This window comes from Mycobacterium sp. 852002-30065_SCH5024008 (assembly GCF_001665645.1).
Classification (GTDB): domain Bacteria; phylum Actinomycetota; class Actinomycetes; order Mycobacteriales; family Mycobacteriaceae; genus Mycobacterium; species Mycobacterium paraffinicum.
In genome coordinates, this window is record NZ_LZSZ01000177.1 from 39253 (window position 1) to 54943 (window position 15691).

A 15691-nucleotide genomic window follows, 5' to 3' on the forward strand; every position below is an offset into this window, starting at 1 on the left:
CCGAATGTGGGTCCGCTTTGGCCCCCGGCCCTTAGGCATCTCTCCTGGGGGAGATGTCAGCCAGCGCAGCGGTGACTACCCACTCGCGGCGAAAGTATGCAAATGATCTTGCGACGCTTGCGGACCGCGTCGGCCTGGCTAACCGGACGCGATCGTCTTGACCCAGAAAAGTCGATGGGCCCGGTCCGTTTCCACAGACCGGACCCATCCTCCCAGCAAGCTACTGATTGGCCTTCTGGCGCTGCTCAGCGGCCTCGGCGCCGCCGCGGGCCGCCTCGGCCTCGGCTTCCTTCTTCGCCGCGTCGCGCTGCGCTTCCGCCTTGTCCTGCTGGGCCTGGCCCTCGCGGGTGAGGTCGTCTTGACCCGTCACCGCACCAACGGCTTCCTTCGCCTTGCCCTTGACGTCCTCGACGACGCCCTTGACAGCTTCAGCAGGTCCCGAGTTGTTGTCCGCCATGGATCAGTTCCTCCTCGTAGGCGTACCTGAGCGATTCGCGCTCACCACCGATCGCCAACGCGATCGATCCGGTCAGACGGCGAGATGGGCCCTTTTTTCTCAAGACCGTGAATTCCCGCCGCGATAGTGCAGATTCCCCACTACGGTCATCCCGCAAACATCCGTGGCGAGGAGCCCGCCGAACCGGAGCGCCGCCTCCGCGTCACCTGGGCCGATCGCCGCGAAAAGTCGTCCGCATCGCCAACTCCGCGCATAACGCACCCCACCGACGCCGGCTTGTGTTGCGATGAGGCAGGATGTGAAATGCCGTTCCGGAGGAGTTAACCCCCGGGATGGCACTCTCATGCGAGGAGCCTGATGACGGAGTCCAGGGAGCCCACGGCACCGGAGAATGGATCAGCTGCCGGGCAGCCGCGGACGCGGCCCAAGTACTCCAGGGTGTTGCTCAAGCTTGGCGGCGAGATGTTCGGCGGTGGCCAGGTCGGGCTGGACCCCGATGTCGTGGCGCGGGTGGCCCGCCAGATCGCCGAGGTGGTTCGCGACGGCGTCCAAGTCGCGGTCGTGATCGGTGGCGGCAACTTCTTCCGTGGCGCGCAACTGCAGCAGCGCGGCATGGAACGCACCCGCTCGGACTACATGGGCATGCTCGGCACGGTCATGAACAGCCTGGCGCTGCAAGACTTCCTGGAAAAGGAAGGCATCGTCACGCGCGTCCAGACGGCGATCACCATGGGACAGGTCGCCGAGCCATATCTGCCGTTGCGCGCCGTCCGTCACCTCGAGAAGGGCCGGGTGGTCATCTTCGGGGCCGGCATGGGGCTGCCGTACTTCTCCACCGACACCACGGCCGCGCAGCGGGCACTGGAGATCGGGGCGGAGGTGGTCTTGATGGCGAAGGCGGTCGACGGGGTGTTCTCAGCGGACCCGCGGCAGAATCCGCACGCCGAGCTCATCGCCGCGATCAGCCATCGCGAGGTCATCGACCGGGGGCTCCGAGTGGCCGATGCCACGGCGTTCAGCCTGTGCATGGACAATGGCATGCCGATCCTGGTGTTCAACCTGCTGACCAATGGCAATATCGCCCGCGCGGTCGCCGGTGAGAAAATCGGGACACTGGTCACCACCTGAGGGGAAGAGCGAACGATGATTGACGAGGCTCTCTTCGACGCCGAAGAGAAAATGGAGAAGGCCGTAGCGGTCGCCCGTGACGACTTGTCGAGCATCCGGACCGGCCGCGCGAACCCGGGCATGTTCTCCCGGGTCGCCATCGACTACTACGGCGCCACCACCCCCATTACGCAGCTGGCCAGCATCAACGTCCCCGAGGCCCGGCTCGTCGTGATCAAGCCCTACGAAACCAGTCAGCTGGGCGCGATCGAAACCGCGATCCGCAACTCCGATCTGGGCGTCAATCCCACCAACGACGGCACCCTGATCCGGGTGGCGGTGCCGCAACTCACCGAGGAGCGTCGCCGCGAGCTGGTCAAGCAGGCCAAGGGCAAGGGCGAGGACGCCAAGGTGTCGGTGCGCAACATCCGCCGCAAGGCGATGGAGGAGTTGCACCGCATCCGCAAGGACGGCGAGGCCGGCGAGGACGAGGTCGGCCGCGCCGAGAAGGACCTGGACAAGACGACGCACCAGTACATCACCCAGATCGAAGACCTGGTCAAGCACAAAGAAGGCGAGCTGCTGGAGGTCTAGCGGCCACCAGCAGCTAAGTTCACCCAGGTCCGTGGCAACCACCGGCGCAGCCAGCACGCCCGACGAGCCGGCGCGTCAGGGCAGTAAGGCCGCGCAGCAGCCGACCAAGAAGACGTCCCGCGCGGGACGCGACCTGCGCGCGGCCATCGCGGTGGGCGCCGCGATCGGCGGCGTGCTCGTCGTGACGCTGATTTTCGCGCCCCGCTTCTGGGTCCCCATCGTCGCGCTGGCCATCCTGGTCGCCACCCATGAGGTGGTGCGACGGCTGCGCGAGGCCGGATACGTCATCCCGCTCATCCCGCTGCTGATCGGCGGTCAGGTGACGGTTTGGCTGACGTGGCCGTTTCACGCCGCCGGCGCCCTGGCCGGCTTCGGCGCCACCGTGGTGGTGTGCAACGTCTGGCGGCTGTTCATGCAGGACAACAGCAAGCGGCCCGAGCCGTTCGCCGGGTCCCCGTCGGCCAACTACCTGCGCGACGCCTCCGCGACGGTGTTCCTGGCGGCGTGGGTGCCGCTCTTCGCCTCATTCGGCGCCTTGCTGGTCTACCCCAAGGACGGCGCGGGCCGGGTGTTCTGCCTGATGGTCACCGTCGTCGCCTCCGACGTGGGCGGCTACGCCGTCGGCGTGCTGTTCGGCAAGCACCCGATGGTGCCGGCGATCAGCCCGAAGAAATCGTGGGAGGGATTCGCCGGTTCGCTCTTCCTCGGAATTACCGCGGCCGTTTTGACCGCGACCTTCCTGGCCGGCAAGCCGCCGTGGATCGGTGCGGTGCTCGGCGTGATCCTGGTGCTCACCTGCACACTTGGCGACCTGGTCGAGTCGCAGATCAAGCGCGACCTCGGCATCAAGGACATGGGCCGCCTGCTGCCCGGCCACGGCGGCCTGATGGACCGGCTCGACGGCGTGCTCCCGTCGGCGGTCGCCGCGTGGACGGTGCTGACACTCGTCCCCTGAGAAGGGCCGATACTGGACTGGACATGGTCCAACAACTGGTCTTCACCGAACCCCGCCCGAACAAGCCGCCGCGGCACCTGGCCGACCTCGACGCGGACGGCCGCGCCTCGGCCGTCGCCGAGCTCGGCCTTCCGGCGTTTCGCGCCAAGCAGCTCGCGCATCAGTACTACGGCCGTCTGATCGCCGACCCCCGCGAGATGACCGACCTGCCTGCGGCCGTGCGGGACCGGATCGCCGACGCGATGTTCCCGCACCTGCTCACGTCCGCCGCCGAGGTCACCTGCGACGCCGGGCAGACCCGAAAGACGTTGTGGCGCGGCACCGATGGGACGACCTTCGAGTCGGTGCTGATGCGCTACCCGCAGCGCAACACCGTGTGCATCTCCTCGCAGGCCGGCTGCGGCATGGCCTGCCCGTTCTGCGCGACCGGGCAGGGGGGACTGACCCGCAACCTGTCGACGGCGGAGATCCTGGAACAGGTCCGTTCCGCCGCGGTGGCCCTGCGGGACGATTTCGGCGATCGACTCTCCAACGTGGTGTTCATGGGCATGGGGGAGCCGCTGGCCAACTACGCGCGGGTGGTGGCCGCGGTGCGTCGCATCACCGAAGCGCCGCCGCACGGCTTCGGCATCTCGGCCCGCGCGGTCACAGTCTCGACCGTCGGCCTGGCCCCGGCCATCCGCAAACTGGCCGACGAGCGGCTCGGGGTGACGCTGGCCCTGTCGTTGCACGCCCCCGACGACGAACTGCGCGACACGCTGGTGCCGGTCAACAACCGGTGGAAGATCACCGAGGCGCTCGACGCCGCCCGCTATTACGCCGACGTCACCGGCCGCCGGGTGTCGGTGGAGTATGCGCTGATCCGCGACGTCAACGACCAGCCGTGGCGCGCCGACCTGCTGGGCAAACGCCTGCACCGGGCGCTCGGCCCGCTGGTGCACGTGAACCTGATCCCGCTCAACCCGACCCCGGGCAGCCAGTGGGACGCCAGCCCAAAGGCGGCGGAGCGGGAGTTCGTCCGCCGGGTGCGGGCGCAGGGGGTTTCCTGCACGGTCCGCGACACCCGCGGCCGCGAGATCAGCGCCGCGTGCGGACAGCTGGCCGCCGAGAAGAAGTAGCTACCTGATCCAGCCGCGCCGGCGGCCCCACAGGTCGCGGACCAGGGCGACGAGCACCAGCGTCGCGAACCCGATCAGGAACCAGTTCTCGATGTGGCCGACGTGGTTGCCGCGCAGCATCGCCAGCAGGAACACGATGATGACCAGGCCGGTGATGTGCCAGGTGCGGTGATTGATGCTGCTCCAACCCCACGCCGCGGACGGCACCTCAACGGTGTCGACGCCGCTGAAGTGTTCCACCTCGGTACTGGCCACGGTGAATCCCTTTCGTCGGTCCTGCAGCGATTCTGGCATACCCGCGGCGAGGTCCCGCAGCCCTCGCATCGTCACCGGGCGGGGCACAATGAGTGAGTGACGATCGCGACACCCGAGGGCCGCCTGCGCGTGCTGGTGCTGGGCAGCACCGGCTCGATCGGCACCCAGGCCCTGGAGGTGATCGCGGCCCATCCGGACCGCTTCGAGGTGGTCGGCCTGGCCGCGGGCGGCGCGAACCTGGACACCCTGTTGCGCCAGCGCGCCGAGACCGGGGTCACCAACATCGCCGTCGCCGACGAACGCGCGGCGCAGGCCGCCGACGCCCCCTACCGCGGTCCCGACGCGGTGACCCGCCTGGTCGAGGACACCGAGGCCGACGTCGTCCTCAACGCCCTGGTGGGCGCGCTGGGCCTGCGGCCGACGCTGGCCGCCCTGGAATCGGGCGCCCGGCTGGCGCTGGCCAACAAGGAATCGCTGATCGCCGGTGGCCCGCTGGTCTTGCGGGCGGCACGGCCGGGTCAGATCGTGCCCGTCGACTCCGAACACTCCGCGCTGGCCCAGTGCCTGCGCGGGGGCGCCCCCGAGGAAGTCGCCAAGCTGGTGCTGACCGCCTCCGGCGGGCCGTTTCGCGGCTGGACCGCCGCCCAGCTCGAGGGCGTCACCCCCGAACAGGCCGGCGCCCATCCGACCTGGTCGATGGGCCCGATGAACACGCTGAACTCGGCCTCGCTGGTCAACAAGGGGCTCGAACTCATCGAGACGCACCTGCTGTTCGGCGTCCCGTACGACCGCATCGAGGTCGTCGTGCACCCGCAGTCGATTGTTCATTCGATGGTCACTTTTGTTGACGGCTCGACCATCGCCCAAGCGAGCCCCCCGGACATGAAGCTGCCGATCTCCTTGGCGCTGGGCTGGCCGGACCGGGTTCCCGGGGTGGCCGCCCCGTGCGACTTCAGCACCGCCTCTAGCTGGGAATTCGAGCCGCTGGACGGCGGGGTTTTTCCCGCCGTTGAACTGGCCCGGTATGCCGGCCAGACCGGTGGTTGCATGACCGCGGTCTACAACGCGGCCAACGAAGAAGCCGCTGCGGCGTTCCTCGCGGGCCGGGTGGGATTCCCCGTCATCGTGAAAACCATCGCCGACGTGCTGCACGCCGCGGACCAATGGGCGGTTTCACCCGCTAACGTGGATGAGGTACTAGACGCGCAGCGCTGGGCGCGGGAGCGAGCGCGACGCGCCGTCGCACACGCGCGGCCCACCGAGGCCTCCGTCAACGCCTCCGGAATGGTGTGAGAAAGGTCCTGCAGCGGAGATGATGTTCGTTATCGGCATTGTGCTGTTCGCCCTTGCCATCCTGATCTCGGTGGCCTTGCACGAGTGCGGTCACATGTGGGTCGCCCGCGCCACCGGCATGAAGGTCCGTCGCTATTTCGTCGGGTTCGGGCCCACGCTGTGGTCGACGCGGCGGGGTGAGACCGAGTACGGCCTCAAGGCCGTGCCGCTGGGTGGCTTCTGCGACATCGCCGGGATGACCTCGGTCGAGGAGCTGGCTCCCGATGAGGCCGATCGCGCGATGTACAAGCAGGCCGTCTGGAGGCGGGTTGCGGTGTTGTTCGCCGGTCCGGCCATGAACTTCGTCATCTGCCTGGTGCTGATCTATGCAATCGCGCTGGTCTGGGGGTTGCCCAACCTGCACCCGCCGACCAGGGCGGTGATCGGCGAAACCGCTTGTGTCGCACCGGAAGTGGCTCCCGGGAAGATCGCGGACTGCACCGGCCCCGGTCCGGCCGCGGCGGCCGGCATCCGCGCCGGCGACGTCGTGGTCAAGGTCGGCGACACCCCGGTGTCCACGTTCGAGGACATGGCCGCCGCGGTCCGCAAGATGCACGGCATCGTCCCGGTCGTCGTCGAGCGTGGCGGCAACGCGATCACCACCTACGTCGACGTCACGCCCACCCAGCGCTTCCTGACCACCGGCGCCAACGGGCAGGGCGGTCAGCCGGCGCCGTCGACGGTCGGCGCCATCGGCGTCGCGGCCGTCAAACTCGCGCCCGCGCACTACGGGGTGCTCTCCGCGGTGCCGGCCACCTTCGCGTTCACCGGCGACCTGACCCGCGAGGTGGGTAGGGCGCTGGTCACCATCCCGACCAAGGTGGGTGCGCTGGTGCACGCCATCGGGGGCGGACAGCGTGATCCCCAGACCCCGATGAGCGTGGTCGGCGCCAGCATCATCGGCGGCGACACCGTCGACCACGGGCTCTGGGTGGCGTTCTGGTTCTTCCTGGCCCAGCTGAACCTCATTCTGGGTGCCATCAACCTGGTGCCGCTGCTGCCCTTCGACGGCGGCCACATCGCCATCGCGGTGTTCGAAAAGATCCGCAACCTCGTCCGGTCGGCCCGCGGCAAGGTCGCGGCCGCACCGGTGAACTACCTCAAGCTGATGCCCGCCACCTACGTGGTGTTGGTGTTCGTGGTCGGGTACATGTTGCTGACCGTGACCGCTGATCTGGTCAATCCGATCAGGCTCTTCCAATAGCAAGAAGGAATTAGAACAGTGACCATTGGCCTGGGCATGCCGGACGCACCGGCGCCCACGCTCGCCCCCCGGCGTAAGACGCGCCAACTGATGGTCCGCGATGTCGGGGTGGGCAGCGACTATCCGATTTCGGTGCAATCGATGTGCACCACCAAAACCCACGACGTCAACACGACGCTGCAGCAGATCGCGGAACTGACCGCGGCGGGGTGCAACATCGTGCGGGTGGCCTGTCCCCGTCAGGAGGATGCCGACGCGCTGGCCGAGATTGCCCGGCACAGCCAGATCCCGGTGATCGCCGACATCCACTTCCAGCCGAAGTACATCTTCGCCGCGATCGACGCCGGATGCGCCGCGGTGCGGGTAAACCCCGGCAACATCAAGGAATTCGACGGCCGGGTCGGCGAGGTGGCCAAGGCGGCCGCCGCGGCGGGCATCCCCATCCGCATCGGCGTCAACGCCGGCTCGCTGGACAAGCGGTTCATGGAGAAGTACGGCAAGGCCACCCCCGAGGCGCTGGTCGAGTCCGCACTGTGGGAGGCCTCGCTGTTCGAGGAGCACGGCTTCGGCGACATCAAGATCAGCGTCAAGCACAACGATCCCGTCGTGATGGTCGCCGCCTACGAGCAGCTGGCCGCCCAATGCGACTACCCACTGCACCTCGGCGTCACCGAGGCCGGTCCGGCCTTCCAGGGCACCATCAAGTCCGCGGTGGCCTTCGGCGCGCTGCTCTCGCGGGGGATCGGCGACACCATCCGGGTGTCGCTGTCCGCGCCGCCGGTCGAAGAGGTCAAGGTCGGCAGCCAGATTCTCGAGTCGCTGAACCTGCGGCCGCGCGGCCTGGAGATCGTGTCCTGTCCGTCCTGCGGCCGCGCGCAGGTCGACGTCTACACCCTGGCCAACGAGGTCACCGCCGGCCTGGAGGGCCTGGACGTCCCGCTGCGGGTTGCCGTGATGGGGTGCGTGGTGAACGGTCCGGGCGAGGCGCGAGAGGCCGACCTGGGCGTCGCGTCAGGAAATGGCAAGGGGCAGATCTTCGTTCGCGGCGAAGTGATCAAGACCGTGCCGGAAGCCCAGATCGTCGAGACGCTCATCGAGGAGGCGATGCGTCTGGCCTCGGAGATGGGGACCGATCACGGTCCTGACACAACATCAAGCGGTTCGCCGATCGTGACCGTAAGCTGATGGGGGCCGTTTCCAGCTTGCAAGTCCGTTAATCGCATCACAGAGAGTTCGCCAGATGTCGGCTCCCCCCCTCTTCCGCCTTGTCGGTGAGCGACGGGTGTCTGTGGTGCGCGACGCCGCCGCCGTCTGGCGGGTGTTCGACGAGGATCCCGTCGGGTCATGCATGGTCGCGGCCCGGGTGGCGGACCACGGCATCGACCCCAATTCCATCGGCGGGGAACTGTGGACCCTGCGCGGCGCGGAAGAATCGCTGTGCTTCGCCGGCGCCAACCTGATCCCACTGCGCGGCGCACCGGAGGACATGGACGCCTTCGCCGACGAGGCGATGAGTGGGACGCGCCGCTGTTCGTCGCTGGTCGGCCGGTCCGACCTGGTGATGCGGATGTGGGAGCGGCTCGAGCCGGCGTGGGGCCCGGCCCGGGACGTGCGCGACCACCAGCCGCTGCTGTCGCTGTCCAGGCACCCCAACTGCGACATCGACCCCGGGGTGCGCCAGGTTCGGCCGGACGAGCTGGACGCCTATCTGGTGGCAGCCGTGGACATGTTCATCGGCGAGGTGGGCGTCGACCCGCGGATCGGCGACGGCGGTCGGGGTTACCGGCGGCGGGTGGCCAGCCTCATCGCGGCCGGTCGCGCCTGGGCCCGCTTCGAGCACGGCCAGGTCGTCTTCAAGGCCGAAGTCGGCTCGCAGTCGCCGGGAGTCGGCCAGATCCAAGGGGTGTGGGTGCATCCCGAGTGGCGTGGCCTGGGCATCGGCACCGCCGGCACGGCGACCGTGGCCGCCGTCATCGTCGGGAGCGGGCGCACCGCCAGCCTGTACGTGAACAGCTTCAACACCGTGGCCCGCGCCGCATACGCCCGAGTCGGCTTCGCCGAGGTGGGCACCTTCGCGACGGTCCTGCTGGACTAGCGGCCCGGCGCACCGAGATCGACGGCAGCGCGAGTACGGGTCACCCTCCTGTCGATCTCGACGCAGTGGTCGCGGGCTACCTGCGCGTAACGGTTCGGTCTCGGAGTGTCTGCGGAGGTGTTGGCCCCGCAGTTCTTAACATCAGCAACGATGGTAACTACAAGAACATTGGCCTCTTCTGCCTCAGGGCTGTTGCTCCTCTCGGCGATCGCCCTGTCCGGATGCACACCGCGGCCCGACGGCCCCGGCCCCGCGGCCGAAAAGTTCTTCGGCGCCCTGGCGATCGGTGACACCGCCACGGCCGCCCAACTCAGTGACAACCCCAACGAGGCCCGCGAAGCGCTGAACGCGGCCTGGGCGGGGCTGCAGGCGACCCACCTCGACACGCAGATCCTCAACGCCAAGTACGCCGAGGACACCGGCACGGTCGGCTACCGGTTCACGTGGCACCTGCCCAAGAACCGGACCTGGACCTATGACGGCCAGCTGAAAATGGCCCGCGACGAGGGTCGCTGGGAGGTCCGGTGGACCCCGACCGACCTGCACCCCAAGCTGGGCGAACATCAGACGTTCGCCTTGCGGGCCGATGCGCCGCGGCGCGCCTCGGTGAACGAACTCGGCGGCACCGACGTGCTGGTGCCGGGCTACCTGTACCACTACACGCTGGACGCCACCCAGGCCGGATCCGGATCCGCCCTGAGCGGGACCGCGCACGCGATCGTGGACGTCCTGCACCCCTTCAACGGCACGCTCAACGACCCGCAGCTGCTCGCCGAGCAGGCCAGCTCGGCGACGCAACCGGTGGACCTGGTGACGCTGCATCCCGACGACAACGACAAGGTCTTCCCGGCGATCGGCCGGCTGCCCGGCGTCGTGGTCACGCCGCAGCCCGAGATCCTGCCGACGGATCCGCACTTCGCGTCGGCGGCCATGGCCGAGGTGAAGAAGGCCGTGGTCGACCAACTCGACGGCCAAGCGGGCTGGCGGGTGGTGAGCGTCAACCAGAACGGTGTCGAAGTCGAAGTCCTGCACGAGGTCCAGGGCTCACCAGCGCCGTCGATCTCGATCACGCTCGACCGGGTCGTGCAAAACGCCGCCCAGCGCGCGGTGGACACCCGCGGCGGCAAGGCCATGATCGTCGTGATCAAGCCGTCGACCGGCGAGATCCTGGCGATCGCGCAGAACGGAGGCGCCGACGCGGACGGCCTGCTCGCCACGACCGGCCTGTTCCCGCCGGGGTCGACGTTCAAGATGGTGACCGCAGGCGCGGCAGTCGACCGCGACATGGCCACCCCGAACACGATGCTGGGCTGCCCGGGCCATCTCGACATCGGGCACCGCACCATCCCGAACTACGGTGGCTTCGACCTCGGCGTGGTGCCGATGTCGCGGGCGTTCGCCAGCTCCTGCAACACCACCTTCGCCGAGCTCAGCAGCAAGATGCCGCCGCGCGGTCTGACGCAGGCGGCCACCCAGTACGGGATCGGGCTGGACTATCAGGTGGATGGCATCACCACGGTGACCGGATCGGTGCCGCCGACCGTGGACCTCGCCGAGCGCACCGAAGACGGCTTCGGCCAGGGCAAGGTGCTGGCCAGCCCGTTCGGCATGGCGCTGGTGGCGGCGACGGTCGCCGCCGGCAAGACCCCGACGCCGCAGCTCATCGCGGGCCGGCCGACCGCGGTTCAGGGCGACACCACGCCGATCAGCCCGAAGATGATCGACGCGCTGCGGCCCATGATGCGGCTGGTGGTGACCAACGGGACGGCCAAGGAGATCGCCGGCTGCGGCGCGGTCTACGGGAAGACGGGCGAAGCCGAGTTCCCGGGCGGATCGCATTCCTGGTTCGCCGGATATCGCGGCGATCTGGCGTTCGCCTCGCTGATCGTCGGGGGCGGCAGCTCGGAATACGCGGTTCGGATGACGAAGGTGATGTTCGAATCGCTGCCGCCCGACTTCCTGGCCTGACGCCGGCGGCCCGCCCCGGCGGTAAGTTGCGAGGGTAGGCCCAGGGTTCAAGCGTCAGGAAAGGCCATGACTGAGACCGGTGGAGAGATGGTGGCGTTACGGGTCTCGGACGCCGACCGCAACGGCACGATGCGGCGACTGCACAACGCCGTCGCGCTCGGGCTGATCGATATCGACGAGTTCGAGCAGCGCTCGTCGCAGGTGTCCTACGCGCGCACCCGGGGAGACCTCGACGGGCTGGTCGGCGACCTGCCCGGTCCGGGCGCGATCGTCACCTCCGCGGCCGACCGGGTCGAGCTGCGCGGCTGGGCCGGCTCGCTCAAGCGCCAGGGCGAATGGACGGTGCCCACCCGGCTGGCGTTGGTCCGCCGGCTGGGCTCCATCGAGCTCGACCTCACCAAGGCGCGGTTTGCGGGCCCGGTGGTGGTCGTCGAACTCGACATGCGGTTCGGCTCGGTGGAGATCCGGTTGCCGGACGGCGCCAGCGCGTCGATCGACGACGTGGAGGTCTACGTGGGCAGCGCGAGCGACCGCCGCAAGGACGCACCGGGCGAAGGCCGGCCGCACGTCGTCCTGACGGGACGGGTGGTGTGCGGCTCGGTGATCATCCGCGGGCCGCGGCGCTCGTTGATCCGCGGCCGCATCGGCGGAGCCGCCGCGCGGCGTGATTAAGCTGGTCGCCATGCCTGCTCGCACTGCGCTTTCCCCCGGAGAGTTGTCCCCGACTCTGCCGGTGCCCGGCCGCATTCCCCGTCCGGAGTATGCGTGGCAGCCCACCGTGCGGGAGGGCAGCGAGCCGTGGGTGCAGACCCCGGAGGTGATCGAAAAGATGCGGGTCGCCGGCCGGATCGCGGCCGGCGCGCTGCAGGAGGCGGGCAAAGCGGTGGCGCCCGGGGTGACGACCGACGAACTGGACCGGATCGCCCACGAGTACATGATCGACCACGGCGCCTACCCGTCGACCCTGGGTTACAAGGGTTTCCCGAAGTCGTGCTGCACGTCGCTCAACGAGGTCATCTGCCACGGGATCCCGGACTCGACGGTGGTCGAGGACGGCGACATCGTCAACATCGACGTCACGGCCTACATCGACGGGGTGCACGGCGATACCAACGCGACTTTCCTGGCCGGCGACGTCTCCGAGGAGCACCGGCTGCTCGTGGAGCGCACCCACGAGGCGACGATGCGCGCGATCAACGCCGTCAAGCCGGGACGGGCGCTGTCGGTCGTCGGCCGCGTCATTGAGGCGTACGCGAATCGGTTCGGGTACAACGTGGTTCGTGACTTCACCGGTCACGGCATCGGCACCACGTTTCACAACGGACTGGTCGTGCTGCACTACGACCAGCCCTCGGTGACGACGATCATGCAGCCGGGGATGACGTTCACCATCGAACCGATGATCAACCTCGGCGGCCTGGACTACGAGATCTGGGACGACGGCTGGACGGTGGTCACCAAGGACCGCAAGTGGACCGCGCAGTTCGAGCACACGTTGCTGGTGACCGACACCGGCGTCGAAATCCTCACCTCGATATAACAAGCCGTGAATCCTTGAGCGGGGCGCTGCTGGTCGCCGGCACCAGCTCCGACGCCGGGAAATCGGTGGTGGTCGCGGGCCTGTGCCGGTTGCTGGCACGCCGCGGCGTTCGGGTGGCGCCGTTCAAGGCGCAGAACATGTCCAACAATTCCGTGGTCACCATGGAAGGCGGCGAGATCGGCCGGGCGCAGGCCCTCCAGGCGCGGGCGGCGGGGCTAGCGCCCAGCGTGCGGTTCAATCCGATCCTGCTCAAGCCGGGCAGTGACCGGACGTCGCAATTGGTGATCCGCGGCCAGGTCGCGGATTCGGTCACGGCGGCAAGCTATGTGCGGCATCGCGACCGCCTCGCCGGGATCGTCGCAGACGAATTGTCTTGCCTGCGCGATGATTTTGATGCCGTCATCTGTGAGGGGGCAGGCTCGCCGGCCGAAATCAACCTGCGTGCAACGGATTTGGCGAACATGGGCCTGGCCCGGGCGGCGAACCTGCCGGTGATCCTGGTCGGAGACATCGACCGGGGCGGTCTGCTGGCCCATCTGTTCGGAACGGTCGCGGTGCTCGAGCCCGAAGACCAGGCGCTGATCGCCGGGTTCGTGGTCAACAAATTCCGCGGCGACCCCGCACTGCTGGAACCCGGATTGCGGCAATTGCACGCGATGACCGGCCGCCCGACCTACGGGGTGCTGCCCTACACCGACGAACTCTGGCTGGACGCCGAGGACTCGCTGTCGGTGGTCGCGCGCCGCCTCGTCGGCACCCCGGAACCGCCGCGCGGGAGCGAGTGGCTGCGGGTGGCCGCGATCCGGTTGCCCCGGATCTCCAACTCCACCGACGTCGAGGCGCTGGCGTGCGAGCCTGGCGTCGCGGTGCGCTGGAGCGCCGACCCCGCCGACCTGGCCGACACCGACCTCATCGTGATTCCCGGCAGCAAATCCACCGTCGCCGACCTGACCTGGCTACGCGATCACGGCCTGGCCGAGGCGATCACCGCGCACGCCGCGGCCGGCAAGCCGGTGCTCGGGATCTGCGGCGGCTTTCAAATGCTGTGCCGGCGCCTCGACGACCCGGTGGAATCGGGGGTCGGCGAAGTCGCCGGGCTGGGGCTGTTGGACGCGGACATCGCCTTCGGCGAGACCAAGATCCTGCGCCGCTGGCCGCCGCCGCTCGCCGGATACGAGATCCATCACGGCCGGGTGTCGCGCTGCGCGGAGGACATCTGGTTCGGCGCGGAGGGCGGGCGCGACTGCCAACCGCACGGCCTGGCGCGCGGCGCGGTCTTCGGCACCCACTGGCACGGGCTGCTCGACAACGACGACTTCCGCCGCGCGTGGGTCACCTGCGTCGCGGCCGCGGCAGGCCGCGACGGGTTCGTCGTCGCCGACACCAACGTCGCCGCGCGCCGCGATGCCCAACTCGATGTGATCGCCGATCTGCTGGCTGACCACCTCGACACCGACGCCGTCCTCGGCCTGCTCGACGGCCCGCCGCCCCGCCGGCCGCACCTGGCAACTCGGTTGGGGCCGTAGGGCATTCGCCGAGCGTCGGCGGCACGACGGCCGAATTGACGGCGACGCAAAACGCGTCGCGCGCGCCCGCAGGGATAGCCGCTGAACGCGGGGGATGTGGAGAAATCGTCCCGCGCGCGGGCCGGTCGGTTGTAGCGTGCGTAGATGCCCTCAATGATGACCACGCTCGACGGGTTCCCCGTCCCGGTAGCGGTGGCTGGTCCGGAACAGGGCGTCGTGGTCGTAATCCTGGGCGACGAGGAGCGCATCCCGGCCGCGTACGACGCGGTCTGCGAACGGCTGCACACCGCGTCGCTTCGGACGGTCGTCATCGGTCTCGACCCGCGCCTGACCCCCAAGTCGGTGGTCGGCATCCTCGACGCGCTGGGAATCGGGTGGGCCGTGGTGGTGGGCGACCGCGCCGGCGGCGAGCTGGCCTGGGAACTGGCCGCGACGAAGCTGGGCCGGTTCGTCGGCCTGGTGGTGATCGATCGCGGCCATCCGCGGGCGGCCGATCGCGACGGCGCGGTTCGCGACGGGCACTGCCCGCCGGTGGAGATCGGCACCACGGTCCTGGTCAGCTCCCCGGCCGCGCGGGCGGTGGCGCGCGCCAGCCAGCAGTATGTCTACGCCGAGTACCGCGTGGTGCATTTGGGCCGGCGGACGGTGCAGGAGTCGACGGCACAGTTGGCCGCCGAGATCGTGTTGCGCACCAGTACCTGGTAGTCCCGGCGGGCGCGCCGAACAGCAACTCGCACAAGCGGTTTGCGGCGACTTCGCGGGTCGCGGGCGGTACCGTGTCGGTCGGGGAAAGGATGCGCGGTTGTGAACGCCTCTGGGCGCCCGGTGGTGGGCCTGACTTCGTACCTGGAGCGGGTGCGGACCGGGATCTGGGACGTGCCGGCGGGTTATCTGCCTGCCGATTACTTCCAGGGTGTCGTGCTGGCCGGCGGGGCCGCGGTGTTGCTACCGCCACAACCGGCGGAACCTGCGACGGTGGGCCCGGTGCTCGACAGTCTGCACGCGCTGGTGATCACGGGCGGCTACGACGTGGATCCCGCCGCGTATGGCCAACAGCCGCATCCGACCACCGATCAGCCGCGCGCCGCCCGCGACGAATGGGAATTCGCGTTGTTGCGCGGCGCGCTGGACCGGGGACTGCCGGTGCTGGGCATCTGTCGCGGTGCGCAGGTGCTCAATGTGGCGCTGGGCGGCACCCTGCATCAACACCTGCCGGAGGTTCTCGGCCACGACGGACATCGGGCGGGCAACGCGGTGTTCAACAGGTTGACGGTGCGCACCGCGGCGGGCAGCCGGCTGGCCGCGCTGGTCGGGGAGTCCACCGATGCGCCGTGCTACCACCATCAGGCGATCGACAAAGTCGGTGAGGGGCTGATGGTCAGCGCCTGGGACGCCGACGGCGTCGTCGAGGCGCTGGAGTTGCCCGGGGACCGCTTTGTGCTTGCGGTGCAATGGCATCCGGAACAATCCCTGGACGACTTACGCCTCTTCGCCGCGATCGTGGACGCCGCGCGGTCGTATGCCGGGCGCGGGGGCTGAC

16 protein-coding genes are annotated in these 15691 nt (G+C 69.1%); 14 read left to right on the forward strand and 2 right to left on the reverse strand.

Annotated features, from left to right (window positions below; genetic code table 11):
* Positions 1 to 220: 220 nt before the first annotated feature.
* Positions 221 to 457: a CsbD family protein gene (locus tag A5781_RS22975; RefSeq protein ID WP_067212426.1), complete on the reverse strand. Its 237-nt coding sequence runs from the start codon at positions 455 to 457 to the stop codon at positions 221 to 223.
* Between the two features lie 357 nt (positions 458 to 814).
* On the opposite strand from A5781_RS22975, the gene pyrH reads away from it, so the two are divergent.
* The 4 genes from pyrH (at position 815) to rlmN (ending at position 4231) form a co-directional block, all read left to right on the forward strand.
* Positions 815 to 1585: a UMP kinase gene (pyrH, locus tag A5781_RS22980; RefSeq protein WP_082939483.1), complete on the forward strand. Its 771-nt coding sequence runs from the start codon at positions 815 to 817 to the stop codon at positions 1583 to 1585.
* 15 nt (positions 1586 to 1600) lie between these two features.
* On the forward strand, positions 1601 to 2158 hold the full coding sequence (frr, locus tag A5781_RS22985; RefSeq protein ID WP_067212428.1) for a ribosome recycling factor: 558 nt from the start codon (positions 1601 to 1603) through the stop codon (positions 2156 to 2158).
* A 133-nt stretch (positions 2159 to 2291) separates the two neighbouring features.
* Positions 2292 to 3113, forward strand: a complete 822-nt coding sequence (locus A5781_RS22990; protein ID WP_369816479.1) for a phosphatidate cytidylyltransferase — start codon at positions 2292 to 2294, stop codon at positions 3111 to 3113.
* A gap of 23 nt (positions 3114 to 3136) precedes the next feature.
* Positions 3137 to 4231, forward strand: coding sequence for a 23S rRNA (adenine(2503)-C(2))-methyltransferase RlmN (gene rlmN / locus A5781_RS22995; RefSeq protein ID WP_067212433.1), 1095 nt, complete (start codon positions 3137 to 3139; stop codon positions 4229 to 4231).
* On the opposite strand, the gene A5781_RS23000 is transcribed toward rlmN, so the two are convergent.
* Positions 4232 to 4486: a DUF2631 domain-containing protein gene (locus A5781_RS23000; protein WP_067212520.1), complete on the reverse strand. Its 255-nt coding sequence runs from the start codon at positions 4484 to 4486 to the stop codon at positions 4232 to 4234.
* Between the two features lie 96 nt (positions 4487 to 4582).
* On the opposite strand from A5781_RS23000, the gene dxr reads away from it, so the two are divergent.
* From dxr to A5781_RS23050, 10 genes are all read left to right on the forward strand, one after another.
* Positions 4583 to 5779 (forward strand): 1-deoxy-D-xylulose-5-phosphate reductoisomerase, encoded by a 1197-nt coding sequence (gene dxr / locus A5781_RS23005; RefSeq protein WP_067212436.1) that lies wholly within the window; start codon positions 4583 to 4585, stop codon positions 5777 to 5779.
* Between the two features lie 19 nt (positions 5780 to 5798).
* Positions 5799 to 7022 (forward strand): RIP metalloprotease, encoded by a 1224-nt coding sequence (locus A5781_RS23010; protein WP_067212439.1) that lies wholly within the window; start codon positions 5799 to 5801, stop codon positions 7020 to 7022.
* Between the two features lie 18 nt (positions 7023 to 7040).
* Positions 7041 to 8207 (forward strand): flavodoxin-dependent (E)-4-hydroxy-3-methylbut-2-enyl-diphosphate synthase, encoded by a 1167-nt coding sequence (gene ispG / locus A5781_RS23015; RefSeq protein ID WP_067212442.1) that lies wholly within the window; start codon positions 7041 to 7043, stop codon positions 8205 to 8207.
* A 55-nt stretch (positions 8208 to 8262) separates the two neighbouring features.
* On the forward strand, positions 8263 to 9117 hold the full coding sequence (locus A5781_RS23020) for a GNAT family N-acetyltransferase (protein ID WP_067212445.1): 855 nt from the start codon (positions 8263 to 8265) through the stop codon (positions 9115 to 9117).
* A 150-nt stretch (positions 9118 to 9267) separates the two neighbouring features.
* Complete coding sequence (locus A5781_RS23025) at positions 9268 to 11085, forward strand: penicillin-binding transpeptidase domain-containing protein (protein ID WP_067212448.1); 1818 nt, start codon at positions 9268 to 9270, stop codon at positions 11083 to 11085.
* A gap of 66 nt (positions 11086 to 11151) precedes the next feature.
* A complete protein-coding gene (locus A5781_RS23030) occupies positions 11152 to 11757 on the forward strand; it encodes a DUF1707 domain-containing protein (protein WP_067212451.1) in 606 nt (201 codons plus the stop codon).
* 10 nt (positions 11758 to 11767) lie between these two features.
* Positions 11768 to 12625: a type I methionyl aminopeptidase gene (gene map, locus A5781_RS23035; RefSeq protein WP_067212522.1), complete on the forward strand. Its 858-nt coding sequence runs from the start codon at positions 11768 to 11770 to the stop codon at positions 12623 to 12625.
* 14 nt (positions 12626 to 12639) lie between these two features.
* Entirely contained in the window at positions 12640 to 14151 is a 1512-nt protein-coding gene (locus A5781_RS23040; RefSeq protein ID WP_067212454.1) for a cobyric acid synthase, read from the forward strand.
* A 144-nt stretch (positions 14152 to 14295) separates the two neighbouring features.
* Positions 14296 to 14856 (forward strand): alpha/beta hydrolase, encoded by a 561-nt coding sequence (locus tag A5781_RS23045; protein WP_197504017.1) that lies wholly within the window; start codon positions 14296 to 14298, stop codon positions 14854 to 14856.
* Between the two features lie 99 nt (positions 14857 to 14955).
* Positions 14956 to 15690, forward strand: coding sequence for a gamma-glutamyl-gamma-aminobutyrate hydrolase family protein (locus A5781_RS23050; protein WP_067212460.1), 735 nt, complete (start codon positions 14956 to 14958; stop codon positions 15688 to 15690).
* Position 15691 lies beyond the last annotated feature (1 nt).